23 protein-coding genes, 1 tRNA gene and 1 pseudogene are annotated in these 19,169 nt (G+C 63.8%); 16 read left to right on the forward strand and 9 right to left on the reverse strand.

What is annotated here, in order from left to right; genetic code table 11:
- Positions 1-17: 17 nt before the first annotated feature.
- A complete protein-coding gene (locus AC1RUR_RS23550; protein WP_492848344.1) occupies positions 18-992 on the reverse strand; it encodes a Bug family tripartite tricarboxylate transporter substrate binding protein in 975 nt (324 codons plus the stop codon).
- Between the two features lie 328 nt (positions 993-1,320).
- Here AC1RUR_RS23550 and AC1RUR_RS23555 point away from each other — a divergent pair, with 328 nt between their 5' ends.
- Complete coding sequence (locus tag AC1RUR_RS23555; protein ID WP_492848346.1) at positions 1,321-1,854, forward strand: methyltransferase family protein; 534 nt, start codon at positions 1,321-1,323, stop codon at positions 1,852-1,854.
- 137 nt (positions 1,855-1,991) lie between these two features.
- Here AC1RUR_RS23555 and AC1RUR_RS23560 read toward each other — a convergent pair whose 3' ends face one another.
- Positions 1,992-2,192 (reverse strand): hypothetical protein, encoded by a 201-nt coding sequence (locus AC1RUR_RS23560; protein ID WP_492848348.1) that lies wholly within the window; start codon positions 2,190-2,192, stop codon positions 1,992-1,994.
- 122 nt (positions 2,193-2,314) lie between these two features.
- Positions 2,315-2,986: a transposase gene (locus AC1RUR_RS23565; protein WP_492848350.1), complete on the reverse strand. Its 672-nt coding sequence runs from the start codon at positions 2,984-2,986 to the stop codon at positions 2,315-2,317.
- Between the two features lie 347 nt (positions 2,987-3,333).
- On the opposite strand from AC1RUR_RS23565, the gene AC1RUR_RS23570 reads away from it, so the two are divergent.
- The 5 genes and pseudogenes from AC1RUR_RS23570 to AC1RUR_RS23590 all read left to right on the forward strand — a co-directional run bounded on the left by AC1RUR_RS23570 (position 3,334) and on the right by AC1RUR_RS23590 (position 7,508).
- Positions 3,334-4,062, forward strand: a complete 729-nt coding sequence (locus tag AC1RUR_RS23570) for a class I SAM-dependent methyltransferase (RefSeq protein ID WP_492848352.1) — start codon at positions 3,334-3,336, stop codon at positions 4,060-4,062.
- Between the two features lie 187 nt (positions 4,063-4,249).
- Entirely contained in the window at positions 4,250-5,068 is an 819-nt protein-coding gene (locus tag AC1RUR_RS23575) for a class I SAM-dependent methyltransferase (RefSeq protein WP_492848354.1), read from the forward strand.
- A 193-nt stretch (positions 5,069-5,261) separates the two neighbouring features.
- Positions 5,262-5,897 (forward strand): annotated as a pseudogene (locus tag AC1RUR_RS23580) (oxidoreductase); the annotation flags it as partial.
- A 135-nt stretch (positions 5,898-6,032) separates the two neighbouring features.
- Positions 6,033-6,485 carry a VOC family protein gene (locus AC1RUR_RS23585; RefSeq protein WP_492848356.1) on the forward strand — a complete coding sequence of 151 codons (453 nt, stop codon included), beginning with the start codon at positions 6,033-6,035 and terminating at the stop codon, positions 6,483-6,485.
- Between the two features lie 384 nt (positions 6,486-6,869).
- Positions 6,870-7,508, forward strand: a complete 639-nt coding sequence (locus tag AC1RUR_RS23590; RefSeq protein WP_492848358.1) for a glutathione S-transferase family protein — start codon at positions 6,870-6,872, stop codon at positions 7,506-7,508.
- Positions 7,509-7,649: 141 nt separating this feature from the next.
- Here AC1RUR_RS23590 and AC1RUR_RS23595 read toward each other — a convergent pair whose 3' ends face one another.
- The 3 genes from AC1RUR_RS23595 to AC1RUR_RS23605 are packed head-to-tail and all read right to left on the reverse strand — an operon-like array spanning position 7,650 to position 8,381.
- Complete coding sequence (locus tag AC1RUR_RS23595) at positions 7,650-7,817, reverse strand: hypothetical protein (protein WP_492848360.1); 168 nt, start codon at positions 7,815-7,817, stop codon at positions 7,650-7,652.
- A gap of 5 nt (positions 7,818-7,822) precedes the next feature.
- On the reverse strand, positions 7,823-8,068 hold the full coding sequence (locus AC1RUR_RS23600) for a hypothetical protein (RefSeq protein ID WP_492848362.1): 246 nt from the start codon (positions 8,066-8,068) through the stop codon (positions 7,823-7,825).
- Between the two features lie 58 nt (positions 8,069-8,126).
- A complete protein-coding gene (locus AC1RUR_RS23605) occupies positions 8,127-8,381 on the reverse strand; it encodes a PilZ domain-containing protein (RefSeq protein WP_492848364.1) in 255 nt (84 codons plus the stop codon).
- Between the two features lie 225 nt (positions 8,382-8,606).
- Between AC1RUR_RS23605 and AC1RUR_RS23610 the strand changes: the two genes are divergently transcribed.
- The 8 genes from AC1RUR_RS23610 (at position 8,607) to AC1RUR_RS23645 (ending at position 14,201) form a co-directional block, all read left to right on the forward strand.
- A tRNA-Glu gene (locus tag AC1RUR_RS23610) sits at positions 8,607-8,681 on the forward strand.
- Between the two features lie 207 nt (positions 8,682-8,888).
- Complete coding sequence (locus AC1RUR_RS23615; protein WP_492848366.1) at positions 8,889-9,431, forward strand: hypothetical protein; 543 nt, start codon at positions 8,889-8,891, stop codon at positions 9,429-9,431.
- A gap of 207 nt (positions 9,432-9,638) precedes the next feature.
- Positions 9,639-10,265: a PilZ domain-containing protein gene (locus AC1RUR_RS23620; protein ID WP_492848368.1), complete on the forward strand. Its 627-nt coding sequence runs from the start codon at positions 9,639-9,641 to the stop codon at positions 10,263-10,265.
- 118 nt (positions 10,266-10,383) lie between these two features.
- The gene (locus tag AC1RUR_RS23625; RefSeq protein WP_492848370.1) at positions 10,384-10,626 is read left to right on the forward strand and encodes a hypothetical protein; all 243 of its coding nucleotides are present in this window, start codon (positions 10,384-10,386) and stop codon (positions 10,624-10,626) included.
- A 141-nt stretch (positions 10,627-10,767) separates the two neighbouring features.
- A complete protein-coding gene (locus AC1RUR_RS23630; protein ID WP_492848372.1) occupies positions 10,768-10,923 on the forward strand; it encodes a hypothetical protein in 156 nt (51 codons plus the stop codon).
- Between the two features lie 268 nt (positions 10,924-11,191).
- The gene (locus AC1RUR_RS23635) at positions 11,192-12,232 is read left to right on the forward strand and encodes a PrsW family glutamic-type intramembrane protease (protein ID WP_492848374.1); all 1,041 of its coding nucleotides are present in this window, start codon (positions 11,192-11,194) and stop codon (positions 12,230-12,232) included.
- Between the two features lie 68 nt (positions 12,233-12,300).
- Complete coding sequence (locus AC1RUR_RS23640) at positions 12,301-12,879, forward strand: HdeD family acid-resistance protein (protein ID WP_492848376.1); 579 nt, start codon at positions 12,301-12,303, stop codon at positions 12,877-12,879.
- Positions 12,880-13,115: 236 nt separating this feature from the next.
- Positions 13,116-14,201 carry a 3-deoxy-7-phosphoheptulonate synthase gene (locus AC1RUR_RS23645; protein ID WP_492848378.1) on the forward strand — a complete coding sequence of 362 codons (1,086 nt, stop codon included), beginning with the start codon at positions 13,116-13,118 and terminating at the stop codon, positions 14,199-14,201.
- Between the two features lie 71 nt (positions 14,202-14,272).
- On the opposite strand, the gene AC1RUR_RS23650 is transcribed toward AC1RUR_RS23645, so the two are convergent.
- The 3 genes from AC1RUR_RS23650 to epmA are packed head-to-tail and all read right to left on the reverse strand — an operon-like array spanning position 14,273 to position 16,722.
- Positions 14,273-14,524: a hypothetical protein gene (locus AC1RUR_RS23650; protein ID WP_492848380.1), complete on the reverse strand. Its 252-nt coding sequence runs from the start codon at positions 14,522-14,524 to the stop codon at positions 14,273-14,275.
- Between the two features lie 43 nt (positions 14,525-14,567).
- A complete protein-coding gene (locus AC1RUR_RS23655; protein WP_492848659.1) occupies positions 14,568-15,662 on the reverse strand; it encodes a lysine-2,3-aminomutase-like protein in 1,095 nt (364 codons plus the stop codon).
- A 7-nt stretch (positions 15,663-15,669) separates the two neighbouring features.
- Positions 15,670-16,722 carry an EF-P lysine aminoacylase EpmA gene (gene epmA, locus AC1RUR_RS23660; RefSeq protein WP_492848381.1) on the reverse strand — a complete coding sequence of 351 codons (1,053 nt, stop codon included), beginning with the start codon at positions 16,720-16,722 and terminating at the stop codon, positions 15,670-15,672.
- A gap of 162 nt (positions 16,723-16,884) precedes the next feature.
- Here epmA and efp point away from each other — a divergent pair, with 162 nt between their 5' ends.
- The gene (gene efp / locus AC1RUR_RS23665) at positions 16,885-17,451 is read left to right on the forward strand and encodes an elongation factor P (RefSeq protein WP_492848382.1); all 567 of its coding nucleotides are present in this window, start codon (positions 16,885-16,887) and stop codon (positions 17,449-17,451) included.
- Positions 17,452-17,496: 45 nt separating this feature from the next.
- Positions 17,497-19,098, forward strand: a complete 1,602-nt coding sequence (locus AC1RUR_RS23670) for a M23 family metallopeptidase (RefSeq protein WP_492848383.1) — start codon at positions 17,497-17,499, stop codon at positions 19,096-19,098.
- Positions 19,099-19,169 lie beyond the last annotated feature (71 nt).

The following is a 19,169-nucleotide window of genomic DNA, read 5'->3' on the forward strand; positions in this document are numbered from 1 at the left end:
CCTGAAGGCAATCACGGTCACTCCGCCTTGATGTTGGCGTCCTTGATGATCTTCTCATACTTCGCCATCTCGTCCCTGATGTAGCCGGCGAAATAATCCGGCGTGGAACCGAGCGGTTCGAATCCGAGAACCGCGAAGCGGTCCCTCACCTCCGGCCGCTGCACGATCCTAGCGACCTCGGCCTGGATCTTGGTGACGAGGTCGGCGGGCAAGCCCTTCGGGCCCCACAGGCCGTACCAGGAGCCGAAATCGAAGCCTGTCATGCCGGATTCGGCCACGGTCGGAATCTCCGGAGCGATCGCGACGCGCTTGCTGCTGGTGATGGCCAGCGCCCTGATGCTGCCGGCTTTCGCGAGCGGCAGCGAAGACAGGATCGGATCGGCGATCAACTGCACCTGGCCGCTCATCAGGTCCGTCAGCGCGGGGCTTGCGCCCTTGTAGGGTACCACCAGGGTGTCGACGCCGGCATCGCGCTTGAGCAGCTCGATCGCCAGATGCCCGGCCGAGCCGAAGCTCGATGTCGCGAAGGTGTATTTGGTCGGATCCTTGCGCACGAGATCGAAGAATTCCCTGAGCGTCTTGGCGGGCGACTGCGCATTGGTGCTGACGATCAGCGGTCCGCTGGCCACCAGTGAAATCGGCGTGAAGTCGGTGACCACGTCGTAGGGCACGGCCTTGTGCAGGAACGACGTCACCACATGGATCGACGCGGTCAGCATCAGCGTGTAGCCATCAGGCGCGGCCTTGGCGACATAGTTCGCCCCGACGATGCCGCCGGCGCCACCGGCGCGGTTCTCGACGATGAAGCTCTGCCCGAACGCCTCGTTGAGCTTTTGCGCGAGAAGCCGCGCGACGCCGTCGACGGATCCCCCGGCCGGATAAGGCACCACGATGGTCACCACGCGGCTCGGATAGGTCTCGGCCGCAACCGGCGCCGCGACAAGCCCGAACAGGGCCGCGCCCAGCAGGGCAAGGACATGACGTCGCGTCATCGAGGATCCTCTCAAACGTTGCGTTAGAAGATGCCCCGGGTCGCTTCCTCCGTCGAGTATGGTTTGGCCGGTGACGAGCCCGGCATGGTCTGAACAAGAATGAGTGACGACGATGGTACATCACATTCATTGGCCATCGCCATCCTGCTAACTCTGCGGCTTCGGTTCACGCCTGGCGGACAGCGTCGATGGAGTGCGCCGCCACCGTAATTGCGTGCCTCGCTGCCGCCGTGGCATTCTGGCTTTAGCCGTGCGCGGTTTCCGCTTTTGGGATAACATGGCGAGCGTGTCGGCCCCCGGATGAGGAAACCATGAAGGGGAGGTTCGAATGAGCTCGCGGCGAGTGTCGGGAACCGCCGTGCAACGAACCATTGCCGTCCTGGGCTCGGCGGTTTTCTTCGTGGTCGCCCCATGTACGCTGGCGGGGCTCGTTCCGTGGTCGATCACGGATTGGCAACTCCGGCCGCCGTTCCTTGGTCTGGAGCTGACGCGCGGCATCGGCGCGATAATGATTCTCGCAGGCGTGCCTGGGCTCGTTGACGCATTTGCGCGTTTCGCGCTGCAGGGTCTCGGCACCCCCGCGCCCATCGCGCCGACCCGGAATCTCGTGGTGACCGGTCTCTACCGTTATGTGCGTAATCCAATATACGTCGCGGTCGTTGCCATCATCCTGGGTCAAGCGGTGCTGATGGGCGATTGGCGCCTCGTCGTCTACGGCGCGCTGCTCTGGCTCGCCTTCCACGTCTTCGTCGTGGCGTACGAAGAACCCACGCTCGAGCGGACGTTTGGGAGAGAGTACGAGGCGTTCCGCGCCGCCGTCCCGCGCTGGATACCGCGGATGACCCCATGGCGGTCGAAATGATCAGTGGCCCGCGGTTGTGCGAGCCGCGGAGACAGTGCACTCAATTGGCGCCCCCGCCCCTGCGCAACAGCCTGAGTCCAATCAGCGAAGCCGTCAACACATGCGATGAAACAATCGTCAGCGACGGTCCGCGGACATCAAAAGCCAGACAGCGCCGTGACGGTCACGATTGAGGCTATGGCCGTCAGACCGAGAAACAGCCCTATGACGACCCTCGCTGCTCGGCTTGCAATCCTGGCATCAAGCCAGGTCGCCAATTTCTGAAACAGCGCGAATCCCCAGTCCGAAATGAAGGACCTCACAATTGGCGCCAGCAGATCGTGGACGACTTTTTCCATGCCGTTTGGTCGTCACCAGGCTGGCAGGGGTTCAAACGCCGCCAACCCAAGCATTTCGCAATTGCGGTGACAGCGTTGGCCTGCAGGGGTGCAGTCCAGTGCACAAAATCACCGACCGAAGCTCATTCTTCTTCCGGCGCGGACGGCTTGGGCCCGCGCTTGGCTGGCCTCAGAACCCGCTTGGTCTGGCGCTCGATGCGGGCGAGAAAGCGGTCGTCGCCGAGCGGCCGGCCGATGCTCTCCGCCGAACGCAATACATCGAACAGATCCGCCTCCGGCTCGGTCGTCAGCAGATCGGCAAAGTGCGGGAAGCGGTCCCGGACGGGCGCCAGCGCGGTGACGCCGTCGTCCCTGCCGTGCAAATGCGCGCGCGTGCTCGACCACCGCCAATCCTGCGCCCGCTTCACCAGGCGCGCGCGCACGGGATTGAGCGACACATAGCGCAGCGCCGCCGCAAGATGAGGCTCGTCCATGGCGACGGCGCCAAACCGGCCCTGCCAGAAATGGCCGGTGCGCTTGCGTCGCGCCTGGATGGTTCCGGCATAGCTTCGATGCACACGGGCCAGCGCGCGGCGCAGACCGTCGGGATCGGATGGCACCAGAACGAGATGGACGTGGTTCGGCATCAGGCACCAGGCCCACACCTCGACGCCTGCGGCTTCGCAATTCGCCGCGAGCAGGTCGCGATAGAGCGCATAGTCGCCGTCCTCGAAGAACGTGCGCGCCCGGCCATTGCCGCGCTGGGTGACATGGTGGGGATGACCGGGAATGACGACACGGGCGAGGCGGGCCATGCCGAAATATGCGCCGAAAGCTGCGCCACGTCAATTTAGTGCACTGTCACCGTAACTTCCCGGTAACTTCCCGGACCGCCGCAATCGAAGGTTCTCTCTGATTTGGCGGTGACAGTGCACCCTACTCACGCCTGCTGTCGTTGAGTTGAGCACTGTCACGGTAATTCATTCCAAGGTAGTCGGACACCTCCGAAACACCCTCCCGTCGAAAGTATATCTACCTAAAACGGTCACAAAACCTTGACCAGGATTCCGAGTGTGCAAAACTACGATCTACTTAAGGTTTATTATCGGGCCGCAAGCCTTTTTCTGGGCAACAGAACGAGCGGTTCTTTAGGGAGGCAGAATTGGCCGGTAGTACCGACGCAGATTGGAAAGAATGGGGCGAGCGTGATCCCTACTTCGGTGTAGTCACTCACAAACAATTTCGAAAAGAACAGATTGAAGCGAACAAATCCGAGTTCTTCGCAACGGGTGAACGTGACGTTGATCTCGCTATCGATCAAGCAAACCGCTTTGGAGAGCCAATCAAGTTTGGACGAGCACTCGATTTTGCATGTGGCGTGGGCAGGCTCCTCATACCACTTTCACGTCGCTTCGAAGAGGTGGCGGGCGTCGACATTTCAGATGGAATGATGAGAGAAGCGCGCAAGAATGTCGCTGAACTCGGACGCAACAACGTTTCCATTCTTGAGTCTGATGACAGCCTCTCAAGAGTGACCGGATCCTTTGACTTCATACTGAGTAAGATTGCGATGCAACACATTCCAGTCGAGCGTGGCATGAGGATCCTGCGGGCTCTTCTAAATCGCGTCAACAGCGGTGGGGCAGCCGTCCTGGATTTTTCCGTCGAAGTCGACCAACCTCTTCGGAAGGAATTTCAGTATCACAAATATCGTCTAGCTCGATTCATCAAAGGGCGCGACAAAATCGAACCGCCAATGAAGATGCACTCTTACAGCCTCCGCAATCTACTCCAAGAGTTCGACGGCTGTGGAATGAAGGATATCTCTATGGACATCCGCAAGCATTTCGGCGTCGTGTTCGTAGCAACGATATCAGGCAGGAAGCTCTAGGCCGATCTGGATTGAGCAGGCCTGCTGCAAACGTAGAGGTGCAGGGGACCTTCTTGGTCCCCGAGGGAGCGCTTACACGAGCCGACGACCTGTCGCGCTAATCTTCCTTTTCCTCGCCAAAGTCCGCGATCAGAGCACAATCTTTGGGTACGTATTTACAGAACACAATTTTTGCGAGTTTTTACATATGCACATATCCACGCTTCCGGGCGTCGTCACCAGTTTTGTTGGCCCCGTCGCCGTATTCGCCAGCCACAAGCTCTCGACTAGCGATCAGAAAGAACTTGTGTTCTGGGAAAGCGACCCCGGTGAAGGCCCCAACGCCGACATCTTCGAAAACACCCTCTACAAGTCGCGAGTAATGCTGACATTCCGAATGACCGAGGCGTTTCTTGGCCTGAGGGGCGCCGAGCGCATCCTCGAGGTCGGCGCCGGTCAAGGTTGGGCCAGCGTGATGCTTAAGCGGCAATATCCGCAATGCTACGTTATCGCCAGCGATATCAGTCCGCATGCCCTTCAAGTAACCGCCAAATATGAGAGCCTGATTGGCGCAACGGTTGACGAGAAGTGGTCGTGTAGCGCTGCGGACCTGCCGTTTTCAGATCAGTCTTTCGACGTGGTGTTCTGCTTTGCCGCCTTCCATCACTTCATCATAGACGATCGCTATCAAGAGACCTTGGGCGAAATGATGCGGGTCCTGCGGCCCGGCGGCCGGATCGTGTTGCTCTACGAGCCGACCTCGCCGGCATATCTCTATCGACTCATGAGCAAGTTCGTAAACAAAAAGCGATCTGACCACGCCGCCGTTGACGAAGACGTCCTTCGGATCGACCGGCTGGCTGCTCATGTCTCCACAACTGGCGCCAGCATGGCCATCGAATACTTTCCTGAACACAAGCAGCGCCCAGGTACGTTGTCTACTTTCTATTATTTTGCTCTCAGCAAGCTGCACTTTCTTCAGCACCTCCTGCCCTGCACTATGAACGTTCGCATCACGAAAGTGTAACACGGCGCTCGGACTTCACGCCTGTCATCGGAAATACGGTGACAGTGCACTAAAATGATTTACGATCGTCCCCCCTCGGGGGCTTCGGCCAGCAACCTCGCGGGAGCGCCAACTAAAGGCACTGTCACCGTAATTCCGACCACGCAATCAACACAAGACGGTACCTTGCAGGAAATCCGCACTTCTCTTCGGCGCGACCGGCTTCATCGGCTCGCATTTGCTGCGCGACCTGTTGGACAGTCCCGACTATTCACGGGTCATCGCGATGGCTCGCAAGCCGCTGGCGGTCAGCCATCCGAAGCTCACGGTGCTGATCGGCGATCTCGCCTCCCTGCCCACGCTAAAGCCGCAGCTGATCGCGGACGAGGTTTTCATCGCGCTCGGAACGACGCGCAAGCATACGCCTGACGAGGCCGATTATTACAAGATCGATCATGATTATCCGCTTGCAGCGGCCGAGATCGCCAAGGCGAACGGCGCGCGGTCGGTGTTCCTTGTCACGGCTGTCGGCGCCAACGCCGGTTCCGGCGTGTTCTATATCCGGACCAAGGGTGAGGTGGAGCGGGACATTCTCGCGCTCGATTTCGACCACACGCATATTTTCCGACCGTCGATGATCCTCGGCGAGCGCGATGAAGACCGCCCGCGTGAACGTCTCATCATCGCGATATGGGGCGTGCTCAATCCGCTGCTGGTTGGCCCGATCGACCGGTATCGCGGGCTCACCGGCAACGAAATCGCGCACGCCATGGCTAAGGCCGCACGCCATCCAACGGAGAAGGTCAGAATCTATCATTGGAAGGAGATGGCCGGACTGCTTCGGACGTGACGCAGTCAGAGTCGAACCGCCCCCTTCACGCACACGTGCACCCTCACCCTGCCCCTCCTCCCACTTTCCTGCTATCTCCTGTCCCCGCCGTCCCGGCCCAAAGCAAAACCCCATCCGTTCAAGGGAGCAACAACCATGCGATACCTCCACACCATGCTGCGCGTGCGCAATCTCGATGTCGCGCTGAAGTTTTACCAGGATGCGCTGGGGCTGAAGGAGGTGCGGCGGATCGAGAACGACAAGGGACGCTTCACGCTCGTCTTCCTGTGCTCGGCCGACGATCTCGAGGCGCTGAAGAAGCAGCCGCAGACGCGCGGCGCGCCGCTGGTCGAGCTCACCTACAATTGGGACGAGGAGACCTATGGCGAGGATCGCTTCTTCGGCCATCTCGCCTATGAGGTCGACGACATCTACGCCACCTGCGCGCAGCTGATGAAAGCCGGCGTCACCATCAACCGTCCGCCGCGCGACGGCAACATGGCCTTTGTCCGCTCGCCCGACCTGCACTCGATCGAGCTGCTCCAGAAGGGCGAGCCGAAGGCGCCGGCCGAGCCCTGGGTCTCGATGCCGAATACCGGCCACTGGTAGGGCCATTCCCCTAGGAACAAAGCTCTCGCCGCGCGCGTTCACTCCTCGACAATGCGATTGGAGGAGAACGCAATGGGACGAGGAATATTGCTTTGGATGCTGGGCGTGCCGATCCCGGTGATCATTCTGCTGTGGCTGTTCTTCGGCCGCTGATCGTCAGGTGCAACTGCAATGAAAGCTCCGCCCCGGGCGGAGCTTTTTGCATGAGAGGCTCGCCGCAATCGCGCATCGCTGCTTTCGCAGAATTCCGCTATCACCGCGCACGGTGGACCCGTAGCCCGGATGGAGCGAAGCGTAATCCGGGACCGCCGCCGCCGAAGCCCCCCGGATTGCGCTGCGCTTCATCCGGGCTACGACACTGAACAACGTCGCGGGAGAAACTTCATGCCTGATGCCAAGCTGACGATCTGGGGCCGCGCCAATTCGGTCAACGTGCAGAAGGTGCTTTGGTGCCTCGCCGAGCTTGGCCTTGCCTGCGAGCGCATCGACGCCGGCATGCAATACGGCAAGACCCGCGAGGCCGAGTATCTCAAGATGAACCCCAATGCGCGGATCCCGACGCTGGTCGAGGGCGACTTCGTGCTGTGGGAGTCGAATTCCATCATGCGCTATCTCTGCCTTGCGCATGGGCGCGGCACGCCGATCTATCCGGACGCGCCAAAGCTGCGCGCGAGCGTCGACCGCTGGCTCGACTGGACGCTGTCGGCGGTGCAGCCGGTCGACCGCCCGGTGTTCTGGGGCACCGTGCGCACGGCGCCCAATGAGCGCGACATGATCCAGGTGCAGCGCGATGCCGATGCCGCCGCCGAAGTCTGGGCCATCGCCGACCGCCTGCTCGCCACGCGGCGCTTCATAGACGGCGAGGCGTTCACGCTCGCCGACATCGCTGTTGGATCCTATGCGCGGCGCTGGCTCGGCGTAGAAGGCATCACCCGCCCCGCCCAGCCGAACCTGACGCGCTGGCTCGCCGAGCTCGGCAAGCGGGATGGATTTGCAAAGTTTGTCGCACCGCCGATGTCGTGAGCCGCTGACGCGGCATAAGCTGCGATGAGTGTATGATGAATCGCCGCTGCCGCGCAGGCGTTCATCATCGCCGCCGCACTTGACGGCTACTGTGCATGGGGTTGTTTTCACGCTTTTTGTTGTGGGGTGGGGTGGCGCGCCCTAGCCCCAGCCGCGCTCGACCAGCAGCACGCAGATGATCAGCACCAGCGTCACGGCCGCGGTGGCAAGCTTTGCGGTCCAGCTCAGGCCTCGGCCGACCCACCACAGCAGCGCGCAATACATCACGACGGGGACGATGATGTCGGGCCGCATCAGATCCGGCGTCACAGGGGCTACCGCCTGACCGTGGTCTCGATGCTGATCGAGCCGCCGATCTTCACGCAGGTGCCGCTCGCCTCGACCATGGTGAAGCCACGGCCGTAGGAGGCGCAGGAGCCCGCCTTCGCCGTCCCGGCCGCGCCCTTCAGCGGCAGCGTCTTGCCCGCCTGCGGCGGCTCGGCGGCCGGAAGGCGCAAGGCCTCAGCCGTGGCCGCGGAGGTGGCCAGCAACGAGATCAGGATGAGGAGCGGCGTGCGCATGGCAGCGTTCTAGCCCGGCGAGGTGCCGCGCGCCATCCGGCGCGCAGCCGCGGCGATGTCAGATGAATTTGATCCCGGCCGACTTGCCGCGGCGCCAGACCACCTGGCAGCTCCGCCCGGTGCGCGCATCGCGCGCGAAGGCCAGCCGGATCACGCCCGGCAGCTGGCTGGCGTCCTCGTCCAGCGTGATCTTGGCGCCCGAGTTCGAGATGTCCTGGACCAGGCAGTGCCGCGCCGCGAACCCGCCGTCGAGCGTGATCCAGGCGTGCTGCGACAGCCGCTTGCGGGCTGCGCGCTTCTTGGGCGGTGGCATTGGCGTGAAATCTCCCGCTCCAGCGCTACCTCAGGGCGCCCTAAGAAACCGTTGAAATCGGCTCGGAATCATCGCTTCGCCGGCGCTGTCCACGGTTCCAAAAGACCGTTCCCGAACGGCTTGCCCGCCGGCCGAAAGGCCACTATACGTTCGCCCGCTGCAAGCCGCCGGGCACGACTCGTGCGGCCGCGGCCGTGCCGTCAAAAGCGGCGGGGCTTAGCGTTTGCTCCCTTCGTCTATCGGTTAGGACGCCACCCTTTCACGGTGGAGAGAGCGGTTCGATTCCGCTAGGGAGCGCCATCGGCGCGGCGAAATTCGCAAGCCTTGCCCGTGAACCTCCCCGGCCCTCACCTCCGACCAAGATCCGATCGGAACCGGTGCAGGCCCATGGAACAGCCCAAATCCCCCTCGGACGGCCCGTCCGGCGTTGCATCGCCGGCGCCGCCGCCCTGGATGCACCGCTCGAGGCCCTCCACACCGGACCGGCGCGCCAGGATGCTGGAGCACATGGCCCGGGTCAGATCGCTTCCGCAGCGTCAGGCCGCGGCGGCGGCGCCCGAGCCGGCCGGCACGAGCGGCATGGACATTCTCGGCGACGCCTTCGGCTACAGCGTTCTGTTCGGCGTGATCGCCCTCCTCTTCACGTCGCGCGTTCCGCTCTATCTCGGCGCCTTTCTCTTCTTCGCCGACGGCGAGCGCATCGAACGCGCGTTTGCAGCGATCGGCATCCGCCTCGAGCCCGATGCCGTCGGATCCGACATCATCAAGGGCTTCGCCTACCTGTTCGGATGGTTCGCGCTGCTGGCGTCCCTCAACGGCGCCGTGCCGGCCTGGCTGGCGCCGTGGTTACCTCCGGCCGGGTCATGGTCGCTCCTCGCCGGCATCGCCCTCGCGCTCGCCACCATCGAGGCCTTGACCGCGCTCGCGATGCGGCGCGCATGGCCGCGGTTCGGATGGGAGATCAGATCGGACAATCTGACCTGGGCGACGATCAAATTCATCATCGCCATCGGTGTGCTGGCCCTGCTGGTGCTGCTGGCCTCCCTCTGAACGCCCACCACCGAACCGTCTGTCGCAATGACGCGGTTGTGAATGCGCGCGCCCCATGATCGGGACCTCATGTCGCTGCCCCCGGCGCATTACCGCCCCGTCAATTTACCCGAAATTAACCCCTGCTCATGAGCGACGGTATCATTTGCTTAGAATTTGACGACTACCGTGGAAATACGGAAATCCTCCGAAACCCGATTGGCGCTGATGTCCGTCGCAGAATTCCTCAGGCAGCGTGCAGTGGACGTGACCGTGAGCGGCAGCTACTCGCTGCCGCGCTGGTACGATTGTGAGGGCAAGCTCCGGACCTTCGCCTGCCGGACCAAGCGCGTCTCGCCGTTCCGCATGATCGTGGACGTGCCTGTCGTCGGCAAGATCGGCGAGCGCGTGACCTCCTACTTCCAGGATTTCGGCGAGTTCCAATGCACGATCAGCGCAACGCTGAAGTCGGGCTTCCTGATGGAGCTCGACATGACGCGGGCGCGGCGCGCCTGGATGTCGGAGAAGCTGACCTGGCTGGAGAAAAAGCAGAAGGACGCCAGCGTCCAGGAGTTGCGGAATGACGCGCGCTTCGTTCCGCAGGTCTCGCACACCTTCCTGACGCTCGCGGACGGCAGCACCCATCCCTGCTTCATCATCGACGTCTCCACGGCCGGCGTCGCGATATCCTGCCAATACGACCCGCCGATCGGAACCCCGCTCGCGGTCGGCGCCTGCGTCGGGCGCGTCATCCGCAAATTCGACCACGGCTTTGCGGTCAAATTCGCCGAGAAGCAGCAGCGGGACGAGCTCGTCCGCCTGATCGTGCGCTCGCCCGTGCCGCAGCCGGCCTGATAGCGGCCGTCTTGCCTCCGCATCGCTGCCCTATCGCGGCCCCATTGCGGGATCACTTTTTCAAGGGTCTGCGCCTCGCGCCGGACGTTGTTTTGCAGACTTGCGATCGGGGGACCGAATGGCAGTCGACAAGATCACCTGGGACAGGGTCGGCCGGGTTACCGAGCCCGGACGTTACATGTACACCTTCGGCTGGCTCACCATCACCGCCGGCGATCTCGAGATCTGGAAGCAATACCCGCAGGCCGCGTTCACACTGCTCGCGCAGCACGTCGAGCCGGACGAGTCCGTCGGCGAGGAATTCCATCTCGGCGCCTTCGACATCGCTCCGAACGCCCGACCGCCATTCACCGCACACTGAAGGCAGGAAGCGGCAGCTCCAATCGCCCGGCCGCAAGGCGCCGATTCGAACCCCCGCAAGCAGCCCCTGGTGGAAGGCGCGGTTGCGCCGAGCGCAGGCCGCTGTGGCGAAGCATGGCATGCGCGTTGCTTTGCAATGGCCATGATCCATGTCGCCGCCGTCGATCAAGCCTTCCTGCTGCTGCTGATCGTGTTCTGCCTGGGCACGTGCCTCGTGCGCGCCTTCTGGGAGCTGGAACGGATGCGGGCCCGCCGTATCGCCACATCGCCCAGCCGGCGCACAAGGAAGCGTGACTAGGCCGATCTACCGGGCCGCGCGTTGTCCTGGCGGACGTAACCCCGCCTCCGGACTCGTCGGCGGGACACGTGCATCGTGAATGGAAGAAACCTGCGCATTCCCTTGATCTTGCTAGCCAATCGTTGCCAGATCCTGACCGCGCGATCGATGGTGGTGTCGATGAACGGAAGCTGTCACGCTCGTTAAGCGAGGCGACAGCAGGCGCATGACACATGGTCGCATCGGTAGACGTAGATTAGCGAACCAAGGGAACCTATTTTCGGCGCCGATGTACCTGATTGAAGCATTACCCACCGTCATCGGAACTGCCGCCATCGCCCCGGCGCTGCTGATGCTGTGGCTTGTCATCGCCGCCGAGGAGCGCCCAGGGCCGCCGGCCCAGGTCTGGACCGCCTTCCTGCTCGGCGCGGCCAGCATTTCGTTGCTCGGCCTCGCCCGCGCCCCCTTCGCCAAGATGGTCGCGACCCCCGACAACCCCTGGGCGGCGCTGGCCATGCATTCGATTTTCGGAGTCGCGCTCCCCGAGGAAGCCGTCAAGGTGGTCGCCATCGTGCTGATTTCCTCGACCAAGCGGCGGACCTTCGCCAATCCGATGGACACCGTTGTCTATGGCGCGGCGGTCGGTCTCGGCTTCGCCGCCTACGAGAACCTCGCCTATCTGGTGCAGCACGCCGAGATGTGGCGCTCGCTGGCCGCCTTGCGTAGCGTGCTGACTGTGCCGTTCCACGGCGCGCTCGGCATCATCGCCGGCGCGTATCTGACGATCGCGCGCGCCGGCACGGCGCTGGGCGCGAACCGCCACCATCGCGACTGGGCCCGTCTCTCCAGCCGCCTGCTGATCTTCGCGGGCCCGCTCGCGCTGCATTCGGCCTTCGACTTCCCGCTGCTGACCTTGCAAAGAATGCCGGATCTGGATCCGACGCTGCGGATGTGGCTTGGCGCCGCGAGCCTGCTGATCGGCTTCAGCTCGATCGCCTTCGCCATACGCCTGGTCCGGCGCGTCGCGCGCCACCACGCGCCACGCACGGACGTCGCGCGGGAGCGGCTCAGCCAGCTGCGCCGGATGTGGGCGCTGCTGCTGGCCGGCGGCGGCGTCGGCTTTCTCGGCCTCGCCTTCGTGCTGACCTCGATCCATCACTGGCTGATCAACCCCGAGCGCAACCTGACGCTGGCGCTGATCCCGATCGGCTTCGTTTCGATCCTGCTCGGCCTCGCGCTTCTGATTGTCACGATCGCGATCTACATTCTCGGCCGCAACCGCGTTCGCACCAGTGGCGAGGGTTTTTCGTCGGCGCACGGCGGAGGGTAAGTCACGGGATGGCAAGTGCGCTGCACCCGCACTAGATTGAGCGCATCCGTCGCCACCTAGAGGTCATCATGACATCGCCCGAGGATTTTTCACGGCTGCAATCCGCCATGAGCCAGACGGTGAAGGCGCATTGGAAGGCCTTTTTGTTCGAGGGCATCCTGCTCGCCGTGCTCGGCATCGCCGCGCTGATCCTGCCGCCGCTCGCAAGCCTTGCCATCGCGATCTTCCTCGGCTGGATGTTCCTGATCAGCGGCATCGGCGGGCTGATCGTGACCTATTGGGCCCGCAGCACGCCGGGCTTCTGGTGGTCGCTGATCTCGGCTGCGCTGGCTGTGCTCGCCGGCCTGCTGCTGCTGGCGCGGCCGATGCAGGCCGTGCTGACGCTGACCATCGTGCTCGGCGCCTACTTCCTCGCCGAGGGCGTCGCCACCATCATGTACGCACTCGATCACCGCCGCGAGCTGAGCGGCCGCTGGTCGTGGCTGCTGATCTCGGGCCTCGTCGACATCGCGATCTCGTTCATGGTGATCACGGGGCTGCCGAGTTCGGCGGAATGGGCGATCGGCGTGCTCGTCGGTATCAATTTGCTGTTCGGCGGCGCCACCCTGATCGGCATGGCGCTGGCGGCACGCAACAGCAACACCTGAAGGGTCTCGTCGCCTGCCAAGCCGATTGGGGGGGTGACAACCCGCCAATGGCACGCTATATGGCCTTCCATGATCACCGTCGCCACCAGCTATTTTTGGTACTTTAGCTACGACAGCTCGCTGGCGGCAGGAGGATCGCGCTCAATCTGAAATATTGAAGCAAACGTCCGAACAGCCGCCAGACCTGGCGGCTTTTTTATTGGCCGGCAGGTTCTCGAAAAAGACAGGAGCCCGCCGTGCTGAGCACGACCGACGATCTTCGTATCCGCGAACTGAAAGAGCTAAGCACACCGGATGAGGTGATGCGGGAGGTCCCGCGCACGCTCACGGCAACGCGTGTGGTGATGGCAGCGCGCAACGCCATCCATGCCATCCTCACCGGCCAGGACGACCGCCTTCTGGTCGTGGTCGGCCCCTGCTCGGTGCATGATCCCAAGGCCGCGCTCGACTACGCCGAGCGTCTGGCAAAACTGCGCGAGGACCTCGCCGACCAGCTCGAGATCGTGATGCGCGTCTATTTCGAGAAGCCGCGCACCACCGTCGGCTGGAAGGGACTGATCAACGACCCCGATCTCGACGGCAGTTTCGACATCAACAAGGGCCTGCGGCTGGCGCGCAACGTGCTGTCGGCGGTGAACAATCTCGGCCTTCCGGCCGGCGCCGAATTCCTCGACATGACGACGCCGCAATACATCGCCGACCTCGTGTCCTGGGCCGCGATCGGCGCGCGCACGACCGAGAGCCAGATCCATCGCGAGCTGGCCTCCGGGCTGTCCTGCCCGGTCGGATTCAAGAACGGCACCGACGGCAATGTGCGGATCGCGGCGGACGCGGTGAAGTCGGCTTCGCATCCGCATCATTTCATGGCGGTGACCAAGCTCGGCCGTTCGGCGATCGCCTCGACGTCGGGCAACGAGGACTGCCACATCATCCTGCGCGGCGGCAGCCAGACGAACTATGACGCGGCAAGCGTCGCGGCCGCCTGCAACGAGCTGGCGAAATCCGGCGTCGCGCCGCTGGTGATGGTGGATGCGAGCCACGCCAATTCGAGCAAGAAGCCGGAAAACCAGCCGCTGGTCATGGCCGACATCGCCGGCCAGATCTCCGGTGGCGAGAACCGCATCATGGGCGTGATGATCGAGAGCAATCTCGTCGCCGGCCGCCAGGACGTGGTTCCGGGCAAGCCGCTCGTCTACGGCCAGAGCATCACCGACGGCTGCATCGACTGGGCCACCACGGCAACCGTGCTCGAGCAGCTCGCCGATGCGGTCGAGATCCGGCGCAACGCCCAGCGCGCGGGACTGCACGAGCGCACGGCCTGAGAGCGTGATGAGGTGAAGTGTCCGTCGCTTGCTCAATTCGACCTCTCCCCTGCGGGGAGAGGTCGAAGCGATCAGCAGCCGCGGCAGATGCTCTTGATCTTCTTGTCGAGCAGAGCGTCTTCCTTGTTCACGGGATTGTTCGGATCGTTCAGATTTTTCTCGCTCGGCACGTCGCTGGCGCGCGGCTGGCGATGACCGACAGGTGCCTGTGGCACTGAACCCGACGTGGCGCCGCCTGACGTCGAACCTTTGGTGCCGGTCTGCGCAACCGCCGCGCCGCCGAGCAAGACCACGAGCGCTGCTGCCAGCATGATCCTCTTCATGTCCGTTCCTCCATTCTCAAACCGACGTCCAATCCGTCACCGTTCACGTCCCGGGCGGATAGAGATGAACGTCGCCGCAATAGTCCACGATACGATAGCGCGTTTCCGGCGTCGCTTCACGCGGATCGGGTGCGGTATTTTGCGGCGCCAACACGTAATTCGGTCCCACCGGCGACTTGCCGGCGCCGCCGGGAATATCGATGACATAGTCCGGCTGACACAGTCCTGACACGCGTCCGCGCAGCTGCCGCATCAACTCCTGCCCCTCGGCCAGCGTGGTGCGCAGATGCGCGGTGCCCGGCGCAAGATCGCCGTGATGCAGATAATAGGGCTTGATCCGGCATTCGACGAAAGCCCTCATCAAATCCGACAGAGCGGTGACGTTGTCATTGACGCCGCGCAGGAGCACGGACTGGCTTACCATGGGAATCCCGGCATCGACGAGCCGCGCGCAGGCGGCGCGGGCACCTTCCGTGAGCTCGCGCGCATGGTTGGCATGGAGCGCAACCCAGGTGGTCGCGCCCGCAACCTTCAGCGCTGCGACCATCTCGTCGCTGATGCGCGCGGGGTCGGCGACGGGCACGCGGGTGTGAAGGCGGATGATCTTGACATGATCAATGCCGGCGAGATCGGCCATGATCTCGCTCAAGCGACGCGGCGACAGCATCAGGGGATCGCCGCCGGTCAGGATCACCTCCCAGATCTCGTCGTGCGCGCGGATGTAATCAACGGCAGCACGATAAGCGCTGTCCGAGAGCGCGTTCTCCTTGCCGGGTCCGACCATCTCGCGGCGGAAGCAAAAGCGGCAATAGACCGCGCAGACGTGAACGAGCTTGAACAGCACGCGGTCGGGGTAGCGATGCACGATGCCCGGAACCGGCGAATGGGGGTGATCCCCGATCGGATCGGCGTTCTCGCCCGGCTGCATCTCCAGTTCCGCCGCTGTGGGCACGAACTGGCGGGCGATGGGGTCATCGGGATCGGATGTGTCGATGAGCTCGACCAGCGCCGGCGTGATCGCCACCGCGTAGCGCGCGGCGACGCGCTCCAGCGCAGGCAGCGCTGTGGCGGTCGCCAAGCCTTCGGCCACGAGCTCGGCCGGTTCGCGCAAGGTGCGTGCAAGATTGGTCTTCGTCATGTCTCGCTTACGTTTCATTGGCAGGCGGTGTCCACACCACCTGATCGATCCGCGTTGCACCGCTGGCCAGCATCACCAGCCGGTCGAAACCCAGCGCGACGCCGCTCGCCTCCGGCATAGCGGCGACCGCGGCCAGAAAGTCCTCGTCGAGCGGATAGGCCTCGCCGTAACGGCGCTGTTTCTCCGCCATCGACCCCGTGAAGCGCCGGCGCTGCTCCTCGGCGTCGGTCAGTTCGCCAAAACCGTTGGCGAGCTCGACGCCGCAGGCATAGACCTCGAACCGCTCGGCGACCCTGGGATCGTCAGCCTTCACCCGCGCCAGCGCCGCCTCTGGAGATGGGTATTCGAACAGAATGGTCAAACGTCCTTGCCCGAGATGCGGCTCGACATGCTCGACCAGAACCTTGCTGAAGATGTCCGACCAAGTGTCGTCCTCGGCCACACGGACCTTGCCGCCAGCCGCCTGGGCGAGCGCGGAACGGTTACCCTCGCCGCCAGAGATTGTCGACAGCAGATCAATGCCGGCGAACCGCTCGAAGGCGCCCGCGACCGTCAGAAGCTCCGGGTCGGCGAAGGGGTCGGCGGTCCGGCCCCGAAACGCGAAGGTCCCGATCCCGGTCGCCTGCGCGGCCCGGGCGATGACGACCACGGTGTCGGCCATGATGGCGTCGTAGGGGGCGCTGGCCCGGTACCATTCCAGCATGGTGAATTCCGGCAGATGCAGGTCGCCGCGCTCGCGGTCGCGGAACACCCGGGCGAACTCGAAAATCCGCCCCTCGCCGGCCGCCAGCAGCTTCTTGCAGGCGAATTCGGGCGAGGTCCGTAAATATCGGCTGGCGCGGGTGCCGTCGGGCCGCATGACCTCCGTGCGGGGGGCGTGCAGATGGGTCTCGTTGCCCGGGGAGATCTGGAGGACGGAGGTTTCGACCTCGACAAACCCCTGCTCGGTGAAAAAGCCCCGTAGAGCCCCGGTAATAGCCCCCCTGGCCTGGAGGAACGGCCGCCGGTCGAGGTGCCGCGAGGGAGACCAGAACGGCGAAATCGGCTTGTCCCCAGCCATCAGCCCGCCGCCCCGCTGGCCAGCAAAATGCTGGCATTCAACGACAAAATGCGTATGTTGCGCCCCGAAACGGGCGCTGAGGTCCGATTTGAGACCCCGAGTCCCCCCGAGATTTGACCACGTCCTGGCCGGAGCCGGGCCAAGCAAGCAGGAAATATAGCTTTGAGAGTCATCGCCAGTTCTATTCGCAAGGGCAACGTGATCGAGCAAGACGGCAAGCTTTATGTCGTCGTCAGCGCCGAGAACATCCATCCCGGCAAGGGCACCCCGGTCAGCCAGATCGAAATGCGCCGAATCTCGGACGGGGTAAAGATCTCCGAGCGCTACAAGACCACCGATCAGGTCGAAAAGGCCACGATCGAAGAGCGCAACTACACTTTCCTGTACGAAGATGGCGACGGCTACCACTTCATGAACCCCGAGACCTACGACCAGGTCCAGGTGTCCAAGGACGTCGTCGGCGACTCCGCCGCGTATCTTCAACCGGACATGACCGTCAAGCTGTCGACCCACGACGTCAACGTGGTCTCGCTCGCGCTGCCGCAGCGCGTGACGCTGGAAGTGGTCGAGACCGAGCCGGTGACCAAGGGCCAGACCGCTTCGTCGTCCTACAAGCCGGCGGTGCTCTCCAACGGCATCCGCACCACCGTGCCGCCGCACATCGCCGTCGGCACCCGCATCGTGGTGATGACCGAAGACGGCTCCTACTCCGAGCGCGCCAAGGACTAAGCCAGGGATCGAGGATCGGAACAGGTACCGCCGGGGGGCGAGACAGTGGGTAGGAAGAGGTTCCGCTTCGTCTCGCTTGTTCTGGCGTCGCTGTCGCTCCTCATTGCCGCTCCGCTGGCTGCGGATGAATTCCGCAGCCCCTCGCTCTCGGCCCTGCGCGTCGATTGGCGCGCAGCGCTCGACCAGCTCCGCACCGAGATCAACAGCCGCCCCCGGGTCGCCGGCGATTTCATTTTCGTGCCTCGCCGTTCCGTGCCGCGTTACGATCCGCGCGCGATGCCGGCTTTGGTGCAGCTGAACGCAGTCTCCTCCCAATTCTTCACCGGCATTGCCCGCAGCTCCGTACCCGTGCTGCTGCCGTTCGATGCAGGCGCCTATCTGGAGGCCCAGCGCAACGGCGCGCCGCCGAGCCTGTCGCTGTCGCGCTACCAGGCCGATTTCAACTCCGTCGACATGTTCGACGCCGGCCCTGCGGGATACAGCGCCAGCTTCTCGCTCGAGCCCGGCGCCGGCGACGGCATGCCGACGCGTGTCTTTACGAGACCGGTCGAGGTGCAGATCACCGGCTCTGCGCTGCTCTATGACGTCGCCGACCCCGCCGGCGGCAAGGGCGAACCGGTCAAGCCGCTGGCAGCCCTCTATCCGGACCTGCGCAAGTTCATCCGGGAAGGCTATGTGCGCTACGCCTTCACCCGCTTCGGCATCGCCTATGTCGTCTCCATCCAGTGCCTGGACAGCGTCGCAAAACCGCGGAGGCTCGCCTGCAAGGAAGCCTATCCCGTCGCCGAACGCTTCCTGAAGGCGCTGCGCGTCGCCGGCGGCCAGCGGATGCGGCCGCTGATGGACGTTGCCTCCGACGTCATCGATCGTCCCTCGGGGCGTTCGGCCGATTTCAGCTACCGGCCGAGCGGCGACATCATCCCGAACACCGGCTATCGCAACAAGAGCGGCCATCCCGATGTGATGGCCTATGCGCAAATCCGCTTTCCGCTGGAGAAGGCGCCCGCTTTCGTGCGCTCGCAATCCTACGGCAAGCGCGACAAGAATGACGGTCCGACTGCCTTTCCCTGGCGCGACAATTTCTGCGAGTCCCGCAGCTTCGAAGTCTGGCAATGCGGCGGCGGCTACGGTCACCAGGGCGAGGACATCCGCGCCGCCGAATGCCCTCCTTCAGGCGAAGGTCGTGCCCCCTGCGATCCCAAGCAGCGCGCCGTCGTCGCCGTCCGCGACGCCATCGTGATCCGCAGCTCCAAGGACCAAGCCGCGACGCTCGAGATCAACAGCCGCACCGAACACATCCGCTTCCGCTACATGCACATGAACCCGCAGGCGATGAATGCCGACGGTTTGCTCAACGGCCGCATCGTGACCGAAGGCGAGAAGATCGGCCTGGTCTCGAACTATCTCGACCATCCCGCCGGCACGTCGATGCACCTGCATTTCGACGTCCAGGTGTTCACCCGCGACGGCTGGATCTGGGTTAGCCCTTACATCACGCTGGTCTCCGCCTATGAACGCCTGATCCGCGCACGCGGCCGGGAGGTCGGCCCGGAGATCGCGGGCACCCCGCAGCCCGTGGCCCATGCGCTGCCTGAGGATGTGATCAAGCCGGACCAGCGGGAAGGCTCGAGCAGCGAGGAGAATTGAGGCAGCTCGCGCCCCATCGCGCAGCGCGCCTCGGGACGGGCGGCTCGGCGGGCGAGACCTGACCGGATCGG

Source organism: Bradyrhizobium sp. GW821-FHT12B03, assembly GCF_058807535.1.